Genomic DNA, 21,747 nt, shown 5'->3' with positions numbered 1-21,747 from the left:
AAAGGGGGGCGTCCGGGCCAGGCGATCCTCATGCGGCCTGCTCTTCCAGCGGCTTCGCGCCGAGATAGGCGTCGACGACGGCCGGCGAGGAAGCCAGCTCGGCGGAGGTCCCCTCCAGCACGATCCGTCCCCTTTCGAGAACGTAGCCGCGAGAGGCCAGGGCGAGCGCCTTGCGCGCGTTCTGTTCGACGAGCAGCACGGAGATTCCCCGGCCGTGGAGGTCGCCGAGCAGCGCGAAGATCTCCGAGACGATCAGCGGCGCCAGCCCCATGGACGGCTCGTCCAGGAGGAGAACCCGAGGCCCCGCCATCAGCGCGCGGCCGATCGCGAGCATCTGCTGCTCGCCGCCGGACAACAGGCCCGCCGCCTGGCGGCGGCGCTCCTTCAACCGGGGGAACCGCCCATAGACCGCCGCCAGGGTCTCGCGCGCGCCGCCGCCCCGTCGCCCGTAGGCGCCGACCAGCAGATTCTCCTCGACGCTCAGGGGCGCGACGACCTGACGACCCTCGGGGACGAGGGAGAGACCGGCCCGGACGATTCGTTCCGTCGCCAGCCCCCCGATGGGCTTCCCGTCGAGGAGGATGCGGCCGGAAACGGGCCGGAGCAGGCCGGCGACGGTGTTGAGGAGGGTGGTCTTCCCCGCCCCGTTGCTGCCGACCACCGCGACGATTTCCCCGGGCCGCAGGGCCAGAGAGATCCCGTGAAGGACCGGTGGGCCGCCATAGCCCGCCGACAGGGACTGAATCTCAAGCATCCTCGGCCCCGAGATAGGCCTCGATGACCAGGGGGTCGTGCCGCACGGCGGCCGGGGGGCCGGAGGCGATCGCGCGGCCCTGATTCAGGACATGGAGGTGGTCGCAGACGCCCATGACGAGATCCATGTCGTGTTCCACGAGAACGGTCGTGATGCCATCGGCTCGGAAGCCCGCGATCAGGGCGTGCAGGGCCCGCTTCTCGGTGGCGTTCATGCCCGCGGCCGGCTCGTCGAGGAGGAGGAGGCGCGGCCGTGTGGCGAGCGCCCGGGCGATCTCGACCCGGCGGCGGTCGCCATAGGAGAGGTCCCCCGCCGGCCGGTCGGCGGCCCCGTCGAGGCCTGTCCGCTCCAGCAGAGAGACCGCTTGCCGGCGGCGCTCCCCCTCGATGTGGGAGAGGCGCGGCAGGCGCAGGAGGGTGTCGGCGAGGCTCGCCTCCGGCTCGTGCAGCGCCAGGGCGACGTTCTCCGCAGCCGTCAGTTGCGGGACGAGGCGGATGTGCTGGAACGTCCGGGCGATCCCGAGTCGGGCGAGGCGGTGTACCGGGCGCCCCTGGACGGGCCGCCCCTCGAACAGGATTTCGCCGCCGCTCGGCGCATCGACACCGCTGACGAGGTTCATCAGGGTCGTCTTGCCGGAGCCGTTGGGCCCGATCACCCCGACGATGGCCCCAGCCGGGACCGCGAAGGAGACGTTGGCCAGCGCCGCCACGCCTCCGAACCGCCGGGAGACGCCCCGGATAGCGAGGAGCGCGTCCATCAGGCGAGCCTCCCGCGCCGGAGGAGGAGGCGGGGCAGGGAGGCGATCCCGGTCGGCAGGAATAGGACCGCGAGCAACGTCACCGCGCCGATGAGGATCTCGCGCAGCTGGGCCGAGAAGCGCAGCACCTCCGGCAGGACGGTCAGGATCGCGGCGCCGACGACCGCCCCGAACAGGTTCCAGACCCCGCCGAGGACGGGGGCGATCACGGCATCCATGGAGCGCAGGAATCCGAAATCGCTGGGGGCGACGAACAGGTTTAGATGCGCGGCTAGCGCCCCGCCGAGCCCGGCGATGGCCCCCGATGCCGTAAACAGGCCAAGCTGGAGGCGGGCGACGTCGTGTCCCGCAGCTGCGACGGCGAGCTCATCCTCCGCGATGGCGCGCATCCTGTCACCGAGGCTCGAGCGGCGCAGCGCCCAGACGAGGTAGATCGCCAGCGCGAGGAGCGCCAGGAGCTGCCAAGTCTGCGTGTATTTCGGGATGCCGAAGATTCCGAGCGCCCCACCCGTCACCGGATCGGCGTTTAAGGCCAGGATGCGGACGACCTCCGTGAAGGCGAGGGTCGCCATGGCGAAGTAATCGCCGCGCAGGCGCAGGACGAGGGTGCCGAGCCCGGCGGCGGCCAGCGCCCCCGCACCGGTGGCTGCGAGCAGGGCCGGGCCGAAGGGCCAGCCCTCTCGCATGGTCAGCCAGATCGACAGATAGGCGCCGATCGCCATGAGTCCGCCGGTCGCCAGCGAGAGGAGGTTGACCCGCAACAGGAGGAGGCAGCTGAAGGCTAGGACGGCGTTCAGCAGGCAGAGGTCGATGACGTTCTCGTAGGCCGCGTACAGGTCGCTCATGCCCGCTTCGCCTCCCGGGTGGCGAAGAGACCCGTGGGCCGCGTGAGGAGGATGAGGAGGACGAGGCCGAAGCCGACGGCGTCCCGAAAGCCCGACCCGACGGCCACGACGCTGCCAACCTCCACGAGCCCGAGGAGGAGACCGCCGACGAGGGCTCCCGCCACGTTGCCGAGGCCACCGAGGATCAGGACAGTCAAACCCTTCAGCAGGATCGTGTCGCCCATGAAGGGAGAGACCGACTGGAACAGAAGCGACCACAGCACGCCGGCCCCTCCGGCGAGGGTGCCCGAGAGGAAGAAGGTCGCCCCCCGCACCCGGGCGACAGGCGCGCCGACGAGCCGTGCGACGGTCTCGCTGAAGGCGACCGTGCGGATCGCCCGGCCGAAATTGGTGAACTTGAGGAGGAGCCCCAACGCCAGAACCATCGCCAGCGCGACACCGAGGGCGACGACCTGAAGGCCCTGGATACGGGCCTCGCCGACCACGAGGGTCGCATCGACGAGGGTGGCGTCGGGGTAGCGGATGACCTGCGTCCCGAACACCTCCTGCGCCGCCCCGATCAGGATCCGGGCGAAGGCGAGGCTGGCGACCATGCCCATCCAGCGATGCGCGCCGCGCCGCTGCAGGGGGCGGAACACCAGCCATTCCGTGACGACGCCGAGGAGGCCCGCCGCCATCACCGCCACCGTCATGGCGGCCGGCAGGGGCAGCTGCAGGGTACGGACCATCTCCAGGCCCACATAGGCGCCCCACATGAAGACGGCGCCCTGCGACAGGTTCAGCACGTTGAGGACACCGAACACGAGGGTGAAGCCCACGGCGAACACGGCATAGACAGCCCCGAGCGAGAGACCGTTGATCAATTGCTGAAGGATCATGATGCCGGTCAGACCGCCGGCGCGGCGGCGAAGACCTTGGCCTGCCCGTCGCCGATCAAAACCTTCGGCGTGACGGTGGCATCCCGTTCCGGCGACCAGCCGAACCTGCCGAGCACCCCCTCGAAGTCGGTGATGCCGGCGAGCTTGTCGCGGATGGCGCGGCTGTCGGTGGCGGTCCCCGCCCGGCGGATGGCCTCGGCGATCAGGTAGGCGGCGTCGTAGCCTTGCGCGGCGTAGATGTCCGGCGTGGTGCCGTAGCGCTTGCGGTAAGCCTCGACGAAAGCCTTGCTGCGGGGTGTGTCGTACCCGGCGAACCACGACGCTCCGACGAGGATGCCGTCGGCCGCCGGTCCCGCCAGCTCGAACAGCTTCGCGGAAATGTTGGCGTTGCAGCCGATGAAGACGGTCTTCGGGTCGAGGTTCAGTTGCCTCGCCTGCCGCAGGATCGCCGCTCCCTCCTCGGCCAGGGCGCCAAGGATGATCGCGTCCGGCTTCTGCGCCTTGATCTTCGTCAGCTGCGCCGAGAAATCCACGTCGCCGCGCTGGTAGGTTTCGATGCCGACCGACTCTAGCCCGAGGGCGTCGACCGCTTTCTTCTGGACGTCGTGCGCGCTGCGCGTCAGGGCATCGTCGATCCCGTAGATGAGGGCGACGCGCTTCACCCCGTGCTTCCTCACCCCGTAGGCGAGGACGGTGGGAAACACCTGATCCTCAGGCACGCTGGTGCGGAAGATGAAGTCGCCGATCTTGGTGAGGTTGGGTGCCGTGTTGGAGCTGGCGATGACCGGGATGCCAGCCTGCTGGGCCAAGGGATCCGCGGCGAAGGCCGAGTTCGACAGGGTGGGGCCGAGGATCGCCACCACCTTGTCCTGCCGGATCAGGCGCTGGAAGATGTTCACGGTCTGCCCACGGTCGGCACCGTCGTCCGCGTGGAACGCCTGCAACGCGATGTCGCCCAGCGTCCTGGCCTTAGTGATCTCGTTGAAGGCGAGTTCGATCGCCTGCTTCTGCTCCGTGCCGTAAAGCGCCGCCGACCCCCCCGTTGTTGATTGGACGAGCCCGATCCGGGCGACCTTACTGGTCTGGCCCAGGCCCGACCGGGGGAGCAGGGTCGCCACCGCCGAAAGGGCGAGCACTCTCCGGCGAGAGAGGCGGAGATCAGGCATCGAGACACTCCGTCGGCAACAGGCATTCTCGTCCCCCCCGGGCCAGGAAGGTGGAATGACTGTCGCTGCGTTTGCAAGGTCTGGTGACGATAGAAGTCATTCTATCTCTGGAGCATCAATTCGAATGAGTGAATAAATGCATACGTAATTCTTCATCATGCCAGCGCCTGCGTCAACAAAAGCGCGCCGCAAATTTCCGCGGCTTTCGAGGCTTTGCATCCAAATTTCAATCAGAGAATAGAATTTACTTTCGAGACGTGTGACCTGAACGAACCTCTCATCGGGGTGCTCGGCCTTTTTGCTGGTGTCCGGATCGACGATTCGGCGATTCGGTCGGTATGATGGCCGCGATGAACCGGCCCATCGCATCGCGCGATGCGGTTGGCATGGCCGATGCCACCGGCCCACAACGCACCCCACACGCGCGTCCCCGTGCCAGTTGACGAGAACGACATGGCTCCGACGATCGAGACGGTGACACTCCAGACAGACGTGCTCGTCGTCGGCTCGGGGGCCGCCGGTATGGCCTCCGCCCTGGCCGCGGCGGAGGACGGCGCCCGCGTGATCCTTGCGGACCGCAGCCTGATCGGGCGCAGCGGCGCCGCCATCATGGCGCAGATGACGGTCGCGGCCTCCCTGGGTTCGGAGGGGACCGACGACTGGACCCATCACCTCGCCGACACGCTCACCGCCGGGCGGGGCCTTTGCGACGCCCCCCTCGCTCGCCTCGTCTGCGAGCGCGGGCCCGCCGAGATCCGGCAACTGGATGCCTAGAAGGTCTGCTGGGCCCGGGACCCGGACGGGCGCATCCGGCAGGCGCAGGCGCAGGCGCCGGGCCACGATCGCCCACGCTGCGTCTACGTCGAGTTTCTCTCCACCGGCCCCGCCGTCGCCAAGACCCTGCGCACACGCGTGCTGCGGCAGGCCGGCATCACCCGGATCGGCGACTTCTGCATCACGGATCTCTCCTCAGGCGACGGCGGCGTGAGGGGCGCGGTCGGCTTCTCCATCGCGGACGGGCGCGGCGTCGTCGTCGAGACGGGGACGACGGCCGATGTGTTCCGCGCGCCCCGCCCCCCCCCTACACCCGCGCCCTACTCGATGCCGTCCCCGGCCGGGGGCGGGCTGCGGGCGAGGCCGGTGCATCGACTACAGCCGCCCCGGCCTCCTGAACCCGCCGCTTGAAACCGGAGACCCCATGTCACTCGTGCTCGACCACATCGTGATCGCGGTTCGCGACCTCGACGACGCCGCCGCGGACTACGCGGCGCTCGGCTTCACGGTCGTGCGCGGCGGCGCGCACGCCAACGGCATCACCCATAACGTCCTCGTCATCTTCGAGGATGGCGCCTACCTGGAATTGATTGCCTGGAAGCGGCCCGACCCCGGCAACCGCTGGTGGGACGTCTACGAACGAGCCGGCGAAGGGCTCATCGATTTTGCTCTGCTCCCCGACGAGATCGAGGCGGTCGTTGCCGGCGCGCAGGCACGGGGCCTCGACATCCAGAACCCGATCCCCGGCGGGCGCAACCGCCCGGACGGCGCCCGCCTGGAGTGGCGCACCGCACGCTCGCCGCGGCCCGACGTCCCGTTCCTCTGCGGCGACGTCACGCCCCGATCGCTGCGTGTGCAGGAAGGGGCGGTCCGCCGGCACGGCAACGGGGTGGTCGGCGTTGCCACACTCACGGTCGTCGTCGCTGACCTGGAGGCTTCCGTGCGCCGCAACGCCGCCCTCCTCGGCTTCTCGCCTCCCACGATCCAGGCGGAGGACGTAGCCGGCGCGCCGGCCCGCAGCGCGACATTGACGCTGGCCAACGGCACGGCCGTGACCTGGGCGAGCCCAGCAGCGTCGGAGGGGCCCCTGGCGGCATCGCTGGCGGCACGCGGAGAGGGTCCGTTCTCGGCGAGCTTGCGGGCGGCGCATCCGGTCGGGGCCCTCGACACATCCCGATCGCACGGCGCGCCCTTGTCGATCACGTTGTGACCGAGCGCCGTTGTAACCATGCCGCGTAGACTGCACCGCAACTCGATGCAATGGCCTAAAGCCCCAATCACTATGAACGATGTCCGCTTATGGGGATGACTGCGGTTGTCTTGAATGACGGCAATGGGCGCAAAGCGGAATGTCCGCTTTGCGCCCATATACCCTTTTCGCCGCGCAGGGCGGATGCTGCTCCGCTCAAGAGGCGTGACGAAAGCCGAGCCGAAAATTGTTCGACTCTTGAATTGAGCCCCCTCCCCTGTCGGAGCTTCAATTGGCTCCCACGGCCTACGGTCGATGCGCCGAGCTTCGGAAACACGGTCCAATCCGAGGGCCACGGAACCTGATGGCCAGCAGGTGAGAGATTTCGTCCACTCCTGGACTGACGAACACCGCTGGGGAAATACGCCTGCCCGCGGCCGAACGGTTGCAAGGCGCAGATTGGCTCGAGGAACACCTTCCAATGATTTCAACGATCTACCTCAGCTTCCCAAGCTGAATGTCGTCGGTTCGATCCCGATCGCCCGCTCCACTTTCTCTTCACCGCAAACCTGCGCCGGTCCGTGGCGGGAGCGTACTGTTCTCTTGGATCATGGCGACTGCCCGGCACAGCCGGCGGCCTTGGCCGGCTCCGCGGGTGTTGAGACGATCGACCGAGCGAGCCGGTCCCCTGAACACCGCAGCACGGAACCGGCCGCCGCGTGAGACGGCCTACCTCGTTTGGCGGAATCGGCCGGGCAGCGGGCTCGGCTAGAGTCCCGCCCGTACGGAGGCGCTGCCGCGGAGCGTTGGGCAGGTCTGGAGCTGGGTGCGATGGCGTTTCGGCGAGACATGGCGGCCTTCGGGCCGGGGGATGCCGCGCCGCTGGCCTGGCTTCCGCCCGATGGCTCCCGCGCGATCTCCGGCCGGCCGGTGGGCCGCCGTGCGCGCCGCCGCCATCCCGCGGAGGCGCTGCCACGGCTTGGAGCCTTGGCGATTCCCTGGATCCTGCTGATCATGCTGGCGCCGGTGAGCGGAGAGCAGGTCAAGCTTCCGGGGCTCGATAAGCTCATCTGGCTCGGCGCCGATCTGGCGGCCCTCGCCTTCCTGGTCCTGCGGCGCGATCTCGCCGGCATCCTGTTCGGCAGCCGGCCGATCATCCTGCTCTGGCCGGCGCTCGCCATCCTGTCGGCGACCTGGTCCCTGACCCCGGGCATCTCGGCTTATCACGGGCTTCAGCTGCTCGCCACGATCGTGGCCGGGATCGCCCTGCGCGCGACTTTGGGACTGTCCGGCGTCGTCCGGATCGTTTTTCTCGGGCTCCTGGGCGGGCAGATCCTGTCGGTCGTGCTGGGGGTGGCGGCACCCGACATGACCCGGGGCCTCAGCGGTGAATGGTCGGGGGTCTACTCGCACAAGAACGTGCTCGGGGGCCTGATGAGCCTCCAGCTGCTTTGCGCTGCCAGCCTGTTCCTGCAAGGCTGGAACCGGGTCCTGACCGGAGCGGCCTTCCTCGGGGCGCTGGCGCTGCTCGCCTCGTCCCATTCGGCGACCGCCCTGATGGCCGGCGTTCTTGGGCTTGCGCCGCTCAGCGCCATCATCGCGTGGCGCCAGGGAAACCTGGTCACGGGCTTCTGTCTGGGCGTTGCCATCGCGCTCGCCGGCATCGGCATCCTCGTCTGCGCGAGCTACGGAGCGGATCTGTCCGCCAGCCTGCTCTCCGATCTCGGCAAGGACACCACGCTCACCGGCCGCACGATCCTCTGGCAGTTCGGCATCGACCAGTTCTGGCGGGAGCCCGTTATCGGTATCGGCTACAAAGCTTATTGGGAGAGCCCGATCACGACCGCGCCTTACCTGCACTTCACCACGAAGCAGAAGGTCTGGTTCTTCCACAACAACTTCATCGACATCGCGGTCGCGTTCGGGACCGTCGGCCTGCTGGTCTTCACGGGCGTGATGCTCGACACGGCCCGCCGGGTCGTTCGGCACTTCGCCCGCTCGCCGGGCTATGTCGAGGCCTGGCCGATCCTGTTCCTGGCGCAGCTCAGCATCCTCATCTGCTTCGAATGCCCGCTCTTCGTGAACCACGGCCTGCATCAGTTTCTGCTGGCGGCGATTCTGCCGGTGCTGCGGCCCCGGCCGGCGACTTGAGCGCGCCGATCCGATTCCGGCTCTCGACGCTGAGCCGAGCGAATTTCGATCAGAAAAAGAATTTGTCCTGAATAGAACGGGATCCACCCCGGATCACGTGCCGGATCTTGCAGCAAAAAACAACTTTTTTTGGCATCCCTGGGTTCTATCACGCGTACAGCGTCAGCGCGGATAAAGTCGAACGTCGAAAAGGCGGCTCCCCGACTGCCGATTCGCTTGAGTCGGATCGGACGCCGTCGAAACCGACTCGACATCCCGGTCGATCTCGAACGGACGATTTCTATGCAGGGTGATTACTGAATTCGAGCACAGAAATAACTTGCAAAATCGTTAACTTCTGCACATTATCGGCCGTCGAAGGTTGGTACAATGTGCTGCATTGCAATATCCACCCCGCGGTTCCGCGAGAGACATGCCTATATTACCCGGCATCTCCACACGATCTGGGGGGCCGACTTCGAGATCATGGGCATCGACGGGACGGTGGCCGGTCGGGATGCCTTGCCGGGTTCCGAGCTGAGTCCGGTCCAGGTCGGCTGCGCCCTCTCCCACTTGGCGGCCTACGGATCGGTGATCGCCCGCAAAATGCCCTGGGCGCTCATCGTCGCGGACGACGCGGTGCTGCCGCCCGACATTCACGACATCTTGGTCCGGGTCGAGGCGACCCTCCGCCGGGGCGACGTCGTCCTGCTCCACAATCTGCCGCAGCACCGTGCGGCGTTCAGCACCGTGGATGCCGTCTCGATCGGCGATTACCGGCTATGCCTGCCGATGAGCATGGGCGGGCTCGGAGCGAATGCGGCCTACGTGATCACGCGACAGGCAGCGGAAGGCATTCTGGCGGCGAATCGCCCGGTCGTGGCAGCCGCGGACGATTGGGGCTACTTCTACGAGTGCCAGGCGATCACCCGGGCGCGGGTGATGTCGCCAAACCCCGTAACGCTCAAAACCTTCGAGCCCCGGCCCTTCGCCGCCGGATCGAAGGCCGGCGGCCTCCCGATGACAGGTCGCCGTCTGCTGCAGCCGCTGCTGGCGGTCAAACGCAGGTTCCTGAGCGCGCGGATGACGGGCAACACGGTGTTCGTGGACGAAGCCTCGCCTTACGGGACCATGGCGCCGCAATAGCGGCGATCGCCGGGGCCGCGCGCCTCGGTCGAAACGGGATTGCGCGGCCTCGGTCTGCGATCCCGTTTCGACCGATGCCGCGCGGCGCCGCTCAGTTCAGCTTCTTGGTCAGGCGCAGGCAGAGAATGCCGGGCTTGCCCGAGCCCGGGAACGGATGCCGGTCCGTCAGGCTGCCGTAGACGTTGTGGTCCTCCCGGATCCCGAACACCTCGCTTCGCGCGACCAAGAACCCGTCGAACCGGTCGACGATGTCCATCCCCAGCAGGTGCGGCTCGGTGACGGTCGGCGGATGGTTGATCTCGACGATCAGCAGGATCGTCCCGCCGGGCGCACAGACGCGCTTCAGCTCGCCGATGGTCCGGTCGACATCCTCGACGTGATCGAGGGCGTTGAACATGGTCACCACATCGAAGCGGCCGTTCGGGAACGGGACGCTCTCGCTCGGCGCCGCGACGTAGCGCATCTTGTGAAGGCCGCGATTGAGCTTCACGTACGAATCGGCCAGCGGGTCGAGGCCGACACGCTCCAGGGCCTCGGTTGCCCATTCCAGGCTGCCGACCGGGCCGCAGCCCACGTCGAGAACCCGTTTGCCGGCATAGAACTCCTGGCCCAGACCGAAGAACGTCGTGTAGAACGGGGCCAAATGGGCGTTGTAGAAACGTCCCCTCGACTTCCACAGGGTCTTGCGCCAGAAGGCAAGTTCCACGAGTTCCTTGATGGACGACCGCAGGGCAGGCCGGCGGGCCAGAAACCGGCCCGCGCTCTGCTTGATGACCAGCATTCCGTATCCTCCTGCCTGGAAATCTCGGGGTTCCAAAGGTCTGGTGCTCTCGAAACCGGAGCGATCGTTTTCGATCGTCCGAAACCGCCGTCGTCCTGTTCAGCGGATCGCAAGCGTGATCGCGCAATCCGGACGCGCCTGGTCCGTCACCGACCGCGAGAGCGTGCCGAGCCAATCTCGCAGGACTCGCCTCGGCCGCGCAGGCTATCCATTCGGATGAGCGCGTCGAGACTGACGAGGTATTCCGAGACACCCGTACAGCGGCCGAGAGCGATCCGGTTCGAGCCCGGGTTTGCCGGGGCGCGGATATCGGCGCGAAGAAGCCGCCACAACCGAAAGGCGTATCCGGCCTCCTCCGACTTTGCCCGCGACCCGGCCGTCAACCGTGCCAATCTGGCTTCCGACAGGCGGACGGGTCGAGGCCGCTCCGACCGTCCAGCCGCCGCAGCGTCCGCCGCGATCACCCGGGCAGCGAAGAGGGACGATGATCCGATCGCTTTTGGGTTCAGCTCAGAACGGAACGCTCTCGCTCCAGGAATCCCGGTCGGCCGGACCGGTCTCCTTGGCGGTTGCGCGGCCGTATCTCATCGTGCTGGCGCAGACCATCGCGCTGCTGACGGTGATCAAGCTGTCCCGGGTCATCGACGAGCAGAACAACTTCTACATCATCGTGCTGCCGCTGCTGCTGTCCGCCGCGATGGTGCGCCGGACCTATGCCGCCTCCGACCGAGCCGCCATCCGGCTGCTGCAGCTGATCGGCGTGATCTCGGGAGCCTATGCGCTCGTCCACTACCCGCTCTTCCCGATGATCGAGCAGGGCTTCAAGGCGACGACGACGCTTTGGGCCATCGTGGTCCTCTGGATCGCCGCCGTGGCGTCCGGGATCCTGTGCCTGCGCTGGCCGTCGCTCGGGGCCGTGGCGGCGGCCTACTTGGTCTGGAGCAAGCTCGCCGTCGTCCGGGTGACCGGGCTCTGGCACGGGCACATCATCGACGTGGTGCCCCTCGCGGAGGTCAGCTTCTGCCTTCTGGCCGGCCTCGCCGTCATCGCGCTGACGGGGCGCCTGAGCGCCCGGCCGGGCATGAGCGATTCCGCGAAGAGCGATATGGCGGCGGCGAGCGCGCTGTTCGCGAAAGTCCTGATCGCCGCGGCGATCAGCATCCATCTCGGGAACTACTACTCGTCGTTCCTGGCCAAGGTGACGCTCGATGCCGGACCGACCTCCTGGCTGCTGGCGAACGACCCCGGAAAGCTGTTCAGCGTCGGCCTCGACAACAACCACGTCTTCTATGCGAGCTGGGCCTCGCTCGTGGCGGGCATGCGCGCGATCCTGAGCCATGCCGGCCCGGTGACGAACGCGCTCATCCTGCTCGGGCAAGGTGCGGCCCTCTTCGGCATCCTGATGCCGCGACGCTGGCTCCTGCTCCTGCTGCTCGGCTTCGACGCGATGCACCTGTCGATCGTGATCGTGATGGGGGCCAATTTCGCCCCGTGGATCCTGCTGAACCTGGCGATCGGCGCCGTGGTGGTCAGCCGCCACTATCAGCGGCCGCCGCTGTTGGTCGGGCTCCTCTCGGTGCTGTTCATCCTGACCGACAACAGCTTCATGACCCAGGCGCGGCTCGGCTGGTACGACACCGCCGCCAACAACAAGATGTACGTCCAGGCGGTCGATAAGGACGGCGGGCGGCACTACGTGCCGACCAACTTCTTCACCTTCTACTCGTATCCCTTCGCCCACATGGCCTACGGCTCGCCGGATGCCGAGACCGCCTTCGCCCTCGACAACCCGAACGGTGGAACCCAGGTCTATCGCAAGGTGCTCGCCTCGCTGAGCTGCGACGTGCCGGTCCTGACCGCCCGGGACGGCACCAGTCAAGAGCTTGCCAAGACCGAGATCAACCCTGCGGTCGACGCCTATATCCGCGGCTACCACGGCCTGGTCAGCCGGATTGCCGACACGCTGGGGTCGTTTCCCCACGCGCTTTACCCACATCACTTCTTCGTCCCGCTCCAGCACGGAGCGAGCTTCGACGGCGTGCCCTTGCGCGATGTCGTCGCCTACATCTACCGGCGCGAATCCGTCTGCCTGAGCCTGCAGGACGGTGTGCCGGTCCGGCGGCTGGTCTCGGAAGCCGAGCATCGGATCGACTTGAAGCCATGACCGACGCCACCCTAACGGTCGTCTATGACGGCGAATGCCCGTTCTGCAGCAACTACGTCCGCCTGATGGCCCTGCGCCGGTCAGTCGGCACCGTGGCTTTGGTCGATGCCCGCACAGGCGGCCCCCTGGTGGAGGACCTGCATCGGCGTGGCTACGATCTGAATAACGGCATGGTCGCGCGCCATGGCCGGAGCCTGTATTATGGCGCGGACGCCCTGGTGCTGCTCTCGACCCTCAGCGAGGATCGGGGCGCGGTCGGCCGAACTCTAGCGCGGCTGCTGCGCGACCCGGCCCGCGCCCGCCTGCTCTATCCGGTGATGAAGCTCGGTCGGCGCGCGACACTGGCGCTGCTGGGCCGCCGGCTCATCGCCGAGCCGGATCCCGGCCTGCTGCGCTGAGACCGGCCGGCCGCCCGGGCGCCCCTCTGATCTCCCGAAAGAAAACCCATCCGGCATCGGCCTTGCTCCCGGTCCGGCATCCACCCCGCCGTCGCGACGGCGCTCTCGACTTCTGACCGTCGCGGGTGTGGAAGGAGCAGATCCGGTCGCGATGCGCGCCGCCCCGTGGGCTCGGCAGGGCGACTGTGCAGCAGGAAGGGGACGAGTCCGTTGGCCAGCGTGGACCTGAACTCCGATCTCGGCGAGGGCTACGGCGCCTATGCCTGCGGTGACGATGCCGCGATCCTCGGCATCGTCACCTCCGCCAATGTCGCCTGCGGGCTGCATGCGGGCGATCCCGAGATCATGGCCAGCACCTTCGCGTTGGCGAAGGAACGCGGTGTGGCGGTCGGCGCCCATCCGGGCTTCCCCGACCTCTGGGGCTTCGGGCGCCGCCGCATGCCGTTCACTCCGCCCGAGATCGAGCGGCTGGTGGCCTATCAGGTCGGCGCCGCGCAGGCGCTCGCCACTTACGCCGGCCACCGAATCACTTATGTGAAGGCCCACGGGGCACTCGCCAACCTCGCCGCCGAAGATCGGGCCGTGGCCGACGCCATCGCCAAGGCGGTCCGGGCGGTGGACCGCGACCTCGCGCTGCTCGCCATCGCGCTCACGGCGCAGGTCGCGGCCGGCGAGGCCTGCGGCCTGGAGGTTCACCAGGAAATCTTCGCCGACCGCGGCTATACCGAGGCGGGTCTGCTGATCCCGCGCGACCGGCCGGACGCGCTGATTACCGAGGCCGACGTGGCCGCGGACCGGGTGCTGCGCATGGTCGAGGGCGGGGCGATCCTCACTGCGTCGGGCAGGACGCTGCCGACCCCGATCCGCTCGATTTGCGTCCACGGGGATTCTGCGCACGCGGTCGCCACGGCCCGGGCGGTTCGCGCCCGTCTTGAGGGTGCTGGCGTGACGCTGGCGCCGTTCCGGCCATGAGCGGGGTTGAGAGCGCGGGCGAACCCCGCTTGCTGGATTCCGGTGAGGCGGCCCTGGTGGTGGAGTTCGGCAGCACCGTCGATCCCGCGATCAGCGATCGGGTCCTGGCGCTCGACGACGCCCTCGGCGTCGACCCGCCCGAGGGCCTGCGCGAGCGGGTGCCGACTTACCGCTCGCTGATGCTCCACTACGATCCGCTGATGCTCGATCGGGAGACGCTGGCGCAACACGTCCGGACGCTGGTCGCCGGGGCCGTGGCGCGGGCCGGCACGCCGAACCTCTGGACCCTGCCCTGCTGCTACGATGACCCGCACGGCGAGGACATCGCCCAGGTCGCCGAGCGCACCGGCCTGTCCGCCGCGACGATCGTGGCCACCCATGCCGGGGCGATCTATCGAGTCTACATGTACGGCTTCGCACCGGGTTTCGCCTATCTCGGCGGCCTGCCCAAGACCCTGGCGGTGCCTCGGCGCGCGAGCCCACGGCCGCCGCATCCGAAGAACGCGGTGGTGATTGGCGGCGGCCTCGCCGCGGTGGCGACGGTGCCGATGCCGACCGGCTGGTACGTGATTGGCGCCACGCCGGCCCGGCTCTACGCCCCGGAGCGCGAACAGAGTTTCTTCATCGGCGCCGGCGACCTGATCCGGTTCGAGCCGGTGGACGTCGCGACCTTCGACGCCCTGACGGCCCGGGAGGCGGCCGGCGAGCCCGTGGCCCGCCGGGAAGAGGCCGTCCGATGACCGCCCTCGTCATTGAATCCGCCGGGCCCGGCGTCACGCTGCAGGATGGCGGCCGGCACGGCTACCTGCGCTACGGCATCACCGCGGCGGGCCCGATGGATCCGCTGATGCACGCCACGGCTAACCGAGCGGCGGGCAATCGCCTCGACGCCACCGCGATCGAGATCTCCACCGGCGGCCTCACGGTCACGGCCGAGGGCGGGCCGCTCGGGATCGCCATGGTCTCCCGAAGCTTCCGGATCACCCTCGACGGGGCCGCCCTGCCCGACGCGGTGGCGCTGACCCTGGACCCCGGTCGGACACTGACTATCCGCGCCGGCGCATCCGGTGCCTGGGGCTACCTGGCCGTGCAGGGGCGCATCGACGTGGCGCCGGTGCTCGGATCGACCGCGACCCACACACGCTCCGGCCTCGGTGGCCTGCATGGGCGGGGGCTCGCGGCCGGCGACCGCCTTCCGGTCGCCGAGACCCGGCCCGGCGAAGTCTCGCCGCACAGGCTCCTCGCGCCGTGGCTCGATCGCGATCCCCAAAAAATCCGAATCGTGCTCGGCCCGCAGGACGATTATTTCGCCTCCGACCAGATCGATGCCTTCCTGGCCGGCCCCTGGACCGTCTCGCCGCGCGGCGACCGCATGGCTTGCTTCCTGGATGGCACGCCGCTGACCCACGCCAAGGGCCACGACATCGTCTCCGACGGCGTGGCGATGGGCGCGATCCAGGTGCCCGGCAACGGCCTGCCGATCATCCTGATGGCCGACCGGCAATCCACCGGCGGCTATCCGAAAATCGCCACGGTGATCGGGCCGGATCTCGGGCGCCTCGCCCAGGTGCAGGGCGGGACGCGGCTGTCGTTCCGCCGCGTCACCGTGGCCGAGGCGGTGGCCGCGCGCCGGGCGGAACGCGACGCCCTGCGCGAGCCGGTGCTGCGCGAGCCCGTGGTGCGCACGGATTTCGCGTCTGATTTCCTGCTCGGGCTCAACCTCGTCGACGGTGTCACCGACGGTGGCGCCTGACCGTCTGCACGCTGGGGTGGTCCGCAACGCCGCGCGACCGCGTAAGATACCGCGCCGCTTGATTCCAGCGGACGAGATTCAATCCGAGAGAAAGCCTTCCCGCATGGCGCACGCCGTCACAGCCTCGGGCATGCCGCCCGTGCGCAGCAATGAGCCTCTGAACGCGGACAGCGTCCGCCGCGCCCGCATCGACCTGGCCGCCTGCCTGCGCTGGGCCGCGCGCAACGGCCTTGAGGAGGGCATCTGCAACCACTTCTCGGCAGTGCTGCCGGAGCGGCCCGACCTGTTCCTGGTCAATCCCTACGGGCTGGCCTTTGCGGAGGTGACCGCCTCGAGCCTGCTGCTGTGCGACTTCCACGGCAACGTCGTCGAGGGCGACGGCCAGCCGGAGGCGACCGCGTTCCACATCCATGCCGAGTTGCACCGGCTGAAGCCGAACGCCCGGGCGGCCTTCCACACCCACATGCCCTACGCGACGGCGCTCGCCATGCTGGAGGGCCAGCCGCTGCTCTGGGCTGGGCAGACCGCCCTGCGCTTCTACGGCCGCATCGCGGTGGACGAGGATTACAACGGGCTGGCACTCGATTCCCGCGAGGGCGAGCGGATCGCCCGCAGCGCCGGCGAGGCCGACGTGGTGTTCCTGAAGAACCACGGCGTGATGGTGCTGGGTGAGACCATCGCGGAGGCCTGGGACGATCTCTACTATCTGGAGCGCGCCGCCCAGGCGCAGGTGCTCGCCATGAGCACCGGGCGCACCCTGAAGGTCGTGCCCGAGGAGATCGTGAAGCACGTCGCCGCCCAGGAGGCCGCGGGGCGCGCCGAGAGCGCGCGGCGGCACCTGGAGAGCGTCAAGCGCGTGCTGGCCCGGGACGAGCCGGCTTTCCTCGCCTGATCACGGCGCCGCCCGGATCCGCTCCAGCAGGGCGGCGTCGGCATAGCCGTCCGCCGGCAGCCCGACCGAGCCCTGGTAGGCCCGCAGGGCCGCCCGGGTCTTGGGACCGATCTTTCCATCGACGCCGATGGCGTAGCCGCGCTCGGTCAGCCGGGACTGGAGGTCACGCCGCTCGTCCCCGCTCAGGGGTCGATCGCCCCGCGGCCAGTCGCGGGAAAACCCCGGATCGCCGCGCAGGCGGTCCGAGAGATGCGCCACGGTCAGGGCGTAGGCGAGCGCCGTGTTGTAGCGCAGGATCACCGAAAAATTCGGCCGGAGCAGGAAGGCGGGGCCGCGGATCCCCGTCGGCAGGATCAGAGTCGCCTGCGCGGCCGCGTCGGAGATCGCGCGGTCCCGGGCGGGTTTCACGCCGAGGTCCCGCCAGGCAGCAAGGCTGCGCGATGTGGTCTCGTCGGCGAGCGCCGCGTCGAACCCCTCCGGCAACACCACCTCGTAACCCCAGCCCTCGCCGGCTCGCCAGCTATGGGCAAGCAGGTAGCTCGCCGTTGAGGCAAGCGCGTCCGTGGCCGAGGTCCAGATGTCCCGCTTGCCGTCGCCGTCGAAATCGACCGCGTGCTGCTGGTAGACGGTCGGCATAAACTGGGTGTGGCCCATCGCGCCGGCCCAGGAGCCGGTCAGGCCATTGGGCATCCGGTCGAGCGGCGCTTCCCCGCGGGCGAGAATTTGAAGGGCGGCGGTCAGCTCGTCGCGCCAGTAGGCGGCCCGGGTGGGATCACCGCAACTGAGGGTCGCGAGCGAGCGCACGACCGGCTTCACCACCGCGAGGTTGTCGAGGACGGTCCCGTAGCTCGATTCCACGCCCCAGAACGCGACGAGGGTGTAACGGTCGACGCCGTATTTCGCCTCGATCGCCGCAAGCGGCGTCGCCAACTCGGCGAGCTTGCGCTGCCCGGCCTCGATCCGGGCCGGCGTGACGCTGGCCTCGAGATAGTCCCAGATCGGCCGGACGAACTCGCCCTGGTTCCGCGTGGCGGCCAGCACCTCTGGATCGGGCTCCAGGCCGCCGAGCTGCGCCAGTGCGACGGCCTGCGGCACGTCATGCGCCGCGGCCCAGGCGATCAGATCGGTGCGGCAGGTCTCGAAGGACGGGGTCGGCGCTGGCTCCGGCGCCGCGACAGCAAGCGCCGGAGCCAGCACCAGGGCTGCGATCCCGAGCCTGAGGGCGCAAAGCCCCGTATGGCTGCCTTGCCGCGATGGGGAAGCCGACATGATGCGGTCGTCCATAGGCGTCCCCGGCTTCAGGCCAATCATGCGTTTTCCGGTCGAAGCGCGCGGCACCGGGTCGCTTCGCTGCGCTCGCAATGCCGAATCCGGTCGAGCAATTCGCCCGATCAACGCGGCTTTTACCGGTCATGACCGACGGTTTCCAGGCATAGGCGGCCTTGAGACACGGATGGGTTTTGCCCGGGACGCGCCCTACTTGCATCCAGCGACATCCCGCGGAGGCCCCATCGTGAAGCGACCCGCCCACGCGGCGATCGGCGCCGCACTCTTGCTGGCCGCCGGTCCGGCTTGCGCCCTCGAAGTGACCCGCAGCCGCGACATCCCGGCGCCGCCCACGGCGGTCTGGGCGCTGATCGGCGATTTCTGCGCCATCGGGCTGTGGCACCCGCAGGTCGAACGCTGCATCCTGTCGCGCGAAGACGACGACGACGGCATCCGGGCGCAGGTCCGGGGAGTCGTGGCGAAGGGCGGCCTCGGCACCATCGTCGAGGTCGAGACCGCCCGCGACGAGGCGGGCATGAGCTACAGCTACAGCTTTATCCAGGGGCCGCTGCCGGTGCGCGCCTACAACGCGACGCTGGCGGTCCGCCCGAACGGCGCGGGCTCCACGGTGGTCTGGACCGCGACCTTCGACGCCGAGGGCATGAGCGACGCCGAGGCGCTGGCGGACATCACCGGCGTCTACGACGCGGGTCTCGCCGGCATCGCCAGGGAAACGGCCAAGTAGGCGGCGGGCCGGATCGGCGAATCGCGCGCGCCTCGCAAAAAAAGCTCGCCTCGGCGCGCATCGTTACCAATGTGGGTGCCGTCGGCGGGCCCGATCGGCCGGCCGATTTCCGGAGGCCGCCCTCATGGCAGAGACCCGCATGCGCCGTCACCGCCACGCCAAGATCGTCGCCACCGTCGGTCCCGCGAGTTCCGCGCCCGACCGGCTGCACGCCCTGTTCCTCGCCGGGGTCGACACCTTCCGGCTCAATTTCAGCCATGGCGTGCAGGAGGATCACGCCAAGGTCCACGCGGCGATCCGCGCCCTGGAACAGGAAGTCGGCCGGCCGATCGGCATCCTGCAGGATCTGCAGGGCCCGAAGATCCGCATCGGCACGCTGCAGGGCGGACGCCAGGATCTCGTGACCGGCGAGACCATTCGCTTCGTGCTCGACGGGTCCGAGGGCGACAAGCAGGCGATCCCGCTGCACCACCCGGAGATCTTCGCCGCGGTGGTGCCAGGCCAGGACCTCCTGATCGACGACGGGCGAGTGCGGGTGCGGGTCGTGGGGCCGGAGCGGGATTCGATCACCGCCGAAGTGGTGACCGGCGGCCCGATCTCGAACCGCAAGGGCGTCAACCTGCCGGGCACGCTGCTCGACCTGTCGCCGCTCACCGCGAAGGACCGGGCCGACCTCGCCTTCGGGCTGGAACTCGGCGTCGACTGGGTCGCCCTGTCCTTCGTCCAGAAGCCGTCGGACCTGATCGAGGCCCGCGGGATCATCGGTGACCGGGCCGGCATCATGTCGAAGATCGAGAAGCCGCAGGCCCTCGAGCGGATCGACGACATTATCCGGCTCTCCGACGCCGTGATGGTCGCCCGCGGCGATCTCGGCGTCGAGATCCCGCACGAGGACGTCCCCGGGCGGCAGAAGGAGCTGATCCGCGCCTGCCGGCTCGCGGTGAAGCCGGTGATCGTGGCGACCCAGATGCTCGACTCGATGGTCAACGCGCCCGCGCCGACCCGTGCGGAGGCGTCCGATGTCGCCACCGCCATCTACGACGGCGCCGATGCCGTGATGCTCTCTGCGGAATCGGCCACCGGGGCATATCCGGTCGAGGCCGTCTCGATGATGGACCGGATCATCCGCAGCGTGGAGGGCCACAAGCTCTACCACTCGATCGTGGCGGCCTCCGAGCCTGGCGAGGAGGAGACGCCGCCTCACGCGGTCGCCACCGCCACCGCCGATCTGGCCGAGGCCGTGCACGCCGCCGCGATCGTCACCTACACGACGAGCGGGACGACGGCGGCCCGGGTTGCCCGCAAGCGCCCCGCCGCGTCGATCCTGGCGCTGACCCCGAGCCTCGCAACCTCGCGGCGCTTGTGCCTGCTCTGGGGCGCGCACAGCGTCCACACGGATGATGTCGATTCCTACGAGGAGATGACCGCCAAGGCCTGCCAGCACGCGCAGGACGAGGGCTTTGCCCGGCCGAACGACATCATCGTCGTCACCGCCGGCATCCCGTTCCACACCATGGGGAACACCAACAACATCCGGCTGATGCAGGTCTGACGCGGCGCGGGGGGAACGCCGCCCGCGCGTCGCCCGTTAATGGGCAAGCTGCGCCGTTTTGGCGCGAACGCGCGGAGAGAGTCATGAGCCTGATCGGACGCATCGTCACCAAGCTTCTCGGCAACGAGAACCGCCCCATCGACCGCGACGACCGCAACGCCAGCACCGCGACGCCGATTGGCCGTCTGGTCACCAAGATCCTGGGCAAGTAACCGGCCCGATCGCCGCGCACCGTCCCAGGTGCGCGGCGCGGAAGTCCGGGAAAAGTCAGTTCGCCACCGCGGCCGCGGTCTGCTTGAGCGTCGGCGCGGCCGGGACCGTGTGCTGCCAGAAGGTGCCGGTCCGGCCCTTCTCCAGCCCCTCCTGGTAGAGCGCCCGCATGTATCCGGTGTCGAAGCCCTTGGCGGCGGACGCCTTCGGCCCGTTCTCGTCGATATAGGTCAGGTTGAAGCCCATGCCGTTGCCGCGCGCCAATGCGTAGGTCGCCGTCAGGGTGGCGCGCGAGCGGGCGCGGCTGGCCGTCGTGAACGAGCGCTCGACGATCGACAGGGTGTTGTCCTTCGTCACCTCGAAATCCGGCTCCAGACGGCCGTTGATCACCACGTAGATGTTGGCCTTGCCGCCGGTGCGGATCTTTCCGTCGCGCAGCAGGAGCGTCTGCGGGAGAGTGAAGACAGGCGTGACCACCGAGCCGTCGACATGCATCTCCTGGAAGCGGGAGTCGCCGGCAGTCACGTCGATCATTTGCGGCGGGAACACTGCCGGGATGCTGGCGGAGGCAGCGAGCACGTCACGGAACAGCTCCAGGGCGTTCGGCGCGCCGCTCGACGCGATGACGCCCATGTTCCAGATCACCGCGCGCTGGGAATCGAGATTGGTCGTCACAACCATGAGGCGACGGCCCTTGGCATGCTCCTCCGCGATGGCGGTGAGCAGCTCCGGGGTGACGTAGCGGCCGATCAGGTTGCGCAGGCGCCCGTCCCCGAACAGGCCGGAGCCGAACAGGACGTTGGCGATGTTGGGCGAGGTCACCAGTTCGCCCGCGACGCCGCTGGTGTAGAACTCGGTGAGATACGGATCGTAGGCCGGGCCCAGGAACGCGAAGGGTGCGATCAGCGCGCCGGTCGACACGCCCGAGACCAAGCTGAATTCCGGGCGGGTTCCGGAGGCCGTCCAGCCATTGAGCACGCCGGCCCCGTAGGCGCCGTCGCCACCGCCGCCCGACAGCGCGAGATAGTTGAACCCGGCGGCGCGGCGCTGCGGATTGCCGGCGAGTTCCGCGATCGTGTCGACCGAGGCGTCGGCGTAGACCCGCGCCCCGGGGATACCGGGTACGCTGGCGAACGCCGCCTGCTCGGCCGTGTAGGCGGTGCGCGGGACGCTGCCGCAGGCCGCAACCTGACCGGCCAGCCCGAGCGCGACCAGCGCGCGCAGCCCCCCGTGACGGTAACCCATCGTCCTCACCTCGGATAACAGCAACGCTTGCCCTTTAATGCCACAGGGAAGCGACTCGGCCGTGACCCCGTTCCGGCCAAGCTGAGCATTCGACGTGATTGTGGTGTGATTGCGCCGGGCTGTGACGCCG

21 protein-coding genes are annotated in these 21,747 nt (G+C 68.8%); 13 read left to right on the top strand and 8 right to left on the bottom strand.

From position 1 onward, the window contains the following. Positions 1 to 28: 28 nt before the first annotated feature. From MKL11_RS07360 to MKL11_RS07340, 5 genes are read right to left on the bottom strand one after another with little or no spacing between them, the layout of a single operon-like run. Positions 29 to 754 (bottom strand): ABC transporter ATP-binding protein, encoded by a 726-nt coding sequence (locus MKL11_RS07360; RefSeq protein WP_243941731.1) that lies wholly within the window; start codon positions 752 to 754, stop codon positions 29 to 31. Beyond that, positions 747 to 1,511, bottom strand: a complete 765-nt coding sequence (locus MKL11_RS07355; protein WP_243941729.1) for an ABC transporter ATP-binding protein — start codon at positions 1,509 to 1,511, stop codon at positions 747 to 749. Before MKL11_RS07355 ends, MKL11_RS07360 begins: the two co-directional genes overlap by 8 nt. Beyond that, entirely contained in the window at positions 1,511 to 2,356 is an 846-nt protein-coding gene (locus MKL11_RS07350; RefSeq protein ID WP_243941727.1) for a branched-chain amino acid ABC transporter permease, read from the bottom strand. Before MKL11_RS07350 ends, MKL11_RS07355 begins: the two co-directional genes overlap by 1 nt. After that, positions 2,353 to 3,234 carry a branched-chain amino acid ABC transporter permease gene (locus MKL11_RS07345; RefSeq protein ID WP_243941724.1) on the bottom strand — a complete coding sequence of 294 codons (882 nt, stop codon included), beginning with the start codon at positions 3,232 to 3,234 and terminating at the stop codon, positions 2,353 to 2,355. The genes MKL11_RS07350 and MKL11_RS07345 overlap by 4 nt, the downstream gene beginning before the upstream one ends. Positions 3,235 to 3,242: 8 nt before the next feature. Continuing rightward, the gene (locus MKL11_RS07340; RefSeq protein WP_243941722.1) at positions 3,243 to 4,400 is read right to left on the bottom strand and encodes an ABC transporter substrate-binding protein; all 1,158 of its coding nucleotides are present in this window, start codon (positions 4,398 to 4,400) and stop codon (positions 3,243 to 3,245) included. 453 nt (positions 4,401 to 4,853) lie between these two features. Here MKL11_RS07340 and MKL11_RS07335 point away from each other — a divergent pair, with 453 nt between their 5' ends. The 4 genes from MKL11_RS07335 (at position 4,854) to MKL11_RS07320 (ending at position 9,639) form a co-directional block, all read left to right on the top strand. Next, entirely contained in the window at positions 4,854 to 5,174 is a 321-nt protein-coding gene (locus MKL11_RS07335; protein WP_243941720.1) for an FAD-dependent oxidoreductase, read from the top strand. Between the two features lie 424 nt (positions 5,175 to 5,598). After that, positions 5,599 to 6,384 carry a VOC family protein gene (locus MKL11_RS07330; protein ID WP_243941718.1) on the top strand — a complete coding sequence of 262 codons (786 nt, stop codon included), beginning with the start codon at positions 5,599 to 5,601 and terminating at the stop codon, positions 6,382 to 6,384. Positions 6,385 to 7,194: 810 nt separating this feature from the next. After that, on the top strand, positions 7,195 to 8,514 hold the full coding sequence (locus MKL11_RS07325; RefSeq protein ID WP_243941716.1) for an O-antigen ligase family protein: 1,320 nt from the start codon (positions 7,195 to 7,197) through the stop codon (positions 8,512 to 8,514). 465 nt (positions 8,515 to 8,979) lie between these two features. After that, a complete protein-coding gene (locus MKL11_RS07320; RefSeq protein ID WP_243941714.1) occupies positions 8,980 to 9,639 on the top strand; it encodes a glycosyltransferase family 25 protein in 660 nt (219 codons plus the stop codon). A 91-nt stretch (positions 9,640 to 9,730) separates the two neighbouring features. Here the strand turns inward: MKL11_RS07320 and MKL11_RS07315 are convergent, their stop codons facing one another. Next, positions 9,731 to 10,420 (bottom strand): class I SAM-dependent methyltransferase, encoded by a 690-nt coding sequence (locus tag MKL11_RS07315; RefSeq protein ID WP_243941713.1) that lies wholly within the window; start codon positions 10,418 to 10,420, stop codon positions 9,731 to 9,733. A 484-nt stretch (positions 10,421 to 10,904) separates the two neighbouring features. Here MKL11_RS07315 and MKL11_RS07310 point away from each other — a divergent pair, with 484 nt between their 5' ends. The 6 genes from MKL11_RS07310 (at position 10,905) to MKL11_RS07285 (ending at position 16,599) form a co-directional block, all read left to right on the top strand. After that, complete coding sequence (locus MKL11_RS07310; protein WP_243941711.1) at positions 10,905 to 12,584, top strand: hypothetical protein; 1,680 nt, start codon at positions 10,905 to 10,907, stop codon at positions 12,582 to 12,584. Then, positions 12,581 to 12,982 (top strand): DCC1-like thiol-disulfide oxidoreductase family protein, encoded by a 402-nt coding sequence (locus tag MKL11_RS07305; protein ID WP_243941709.1) that lies wholly within the window; start codon positions 12,581 to 12,583, stop codon positions 12,980 to 12,982. Before MKL11_RS07310 ends, MKL11_RS07305 begins: the two co-directional genes overlap by 4 nt. Before the next feature lie 210 nt (positions 12,983 to 13,192). Continuing rightward, positions 13,193 to 13,954: a LamB/YcsF family protein gene (locus MKL11_RS07300; protein ID WP_243941707.1), complete on the top strand. Its 762-nt coding sequence runs from the start codon at positions 13,193 to 13,195 to the stop codon at positions 13,952 to 13,954. Continuing rightward, positions 13,951 to 14,694, top strand: a complete 744-nt coding sequence (locus MKL11_RS07295; RefSeq protein ID WP_243941705.1) for a 5-oxoprolinase subunit B family protein — start codon at positions 13,951 to 13,953, stop codon at positions 14,692 to 14,694. Before MKL11_RS07300 ends, MKL11_RS07295 begins: the two co-directional genes overlap by 4 nt. Continuing rightward, positions 14,691 to 15,707 carry a biotin-dependent carboxyltransferase family protein gene (locus tag MKL11_RS07290; protein ID WP_243941703.1) on the top strand — a complete coding sequence of 339 codons (1,017 nt, stop codon included), beginning with the start codon at positions 14,691 to 14,693 and terminating at the stop codon, positions 15,705 to 15,707. Before MKL11_RS07295 ends, MKL11_RS07290 begins: the two co-directional genes overlap by 4 nt. Positions 15,708 to 15,810: 103 nt before the next feature. After that, complete coding sequence (locus MKL11_RS07285; protein WP_243941701.1) at positions 15,811 to 16,599, top strand: aldolase; 789 nt, start codon at positions 15,811 to 15,813, stop codon at positions 16,597 to 16,599. Here MKL11_RS07285 and MKL11_RS07280 read toward each other — a convergent pair whose 3' ends face one another. Next, the gene (locus MKL11_RS07280) at positions 16,600 to 17,883 is read right to left on the bottom strand and encodes a lytic murein transglycosylase (protein WP_243941859.1); all 1,284 of its coding nucleotides are present in this window, start codon (positions 17,881 to 17,883) and stop codon (positions 16,600 to 16,602) included. A gap of 229 nt (positions 17,884 to 18,112) precedes the next feature. Between MKL11_RS07280 and MKL11_RS07275 the strand changes: the two genes are divergently transcribed. The 3 genes from MKL11_RS07275 (at position 18,113) to MKL11_RS07265 (ending at position 20,374) form a co-directional block, all read left to right on the top strand. Next, a complete protein-coding gene (locus tag MKL11_RS07275; protein ID WP_409565824.1) occupies positions 18,113 to 18,610 on the top strand; it encodes an SRPBCC family protein in 498 nt (165 codons plus the stop codon). A gap of 139 nt (positions 18,611 to 18,749) precedes the next feature. Continuing rightward, positions 18,750 to 20,162 (top strand): pyruvate kinase, encoded by a 1,413-nt coding sequence (gene pyk, locus MKL11_RS07270; RefSeq protein WP_243941855.1) that lies wholly within the window; start codon positions 18,750 to 18,752, stop codon positions 20,160 to 20,162. Between the two features lie 83 nt (positions 20,163 to 20,245). Beyond that, a complete protein-coding gene (locus MKL11_RS07265) occupies positions 20,246 to 20,374 on the top strand; it encodes a hypothetical protein (RefSeq protein ID WP_007561257.1) in 129 nt (42 codons plus the stop codon). Between the two features lie 55 nt (positions 20,375 to 20,429). On the opposite strand, the gene MKL11_RS07260 is transcribed toward MKL11_RS07265, so the two are convergent. Further along, the gene (locus tag MKL11_RS07260) at positions 20,430 to 21,617 is read right to left on the bottom strand and encodes a patatin-like phospholipase family protein (protein WP_243941699.1); all 1,188 of its coding nucleotides are present in this window, start codon (positions 21,615 to 21,617) and stop codon (positions 20,430 to 20,432) included. Positions 21,618 to 21,747 lie beyond the last annotated feature (130 nt).

The organism is Methylobacterium sp. J-077 (genome assembly GCF_022829365.1).
Classification (GTDB): Bacteria; Pseudomonadota; Alphaproteobacteria; order Rhizobiales; family Beijerinckiaceae; genus Methylobacterium.
The sequence above is the reverse complement of the archived record's forward strand: the minus strand, read 5'-3'. Positions and strand labels throughout refer to the sequence as shown.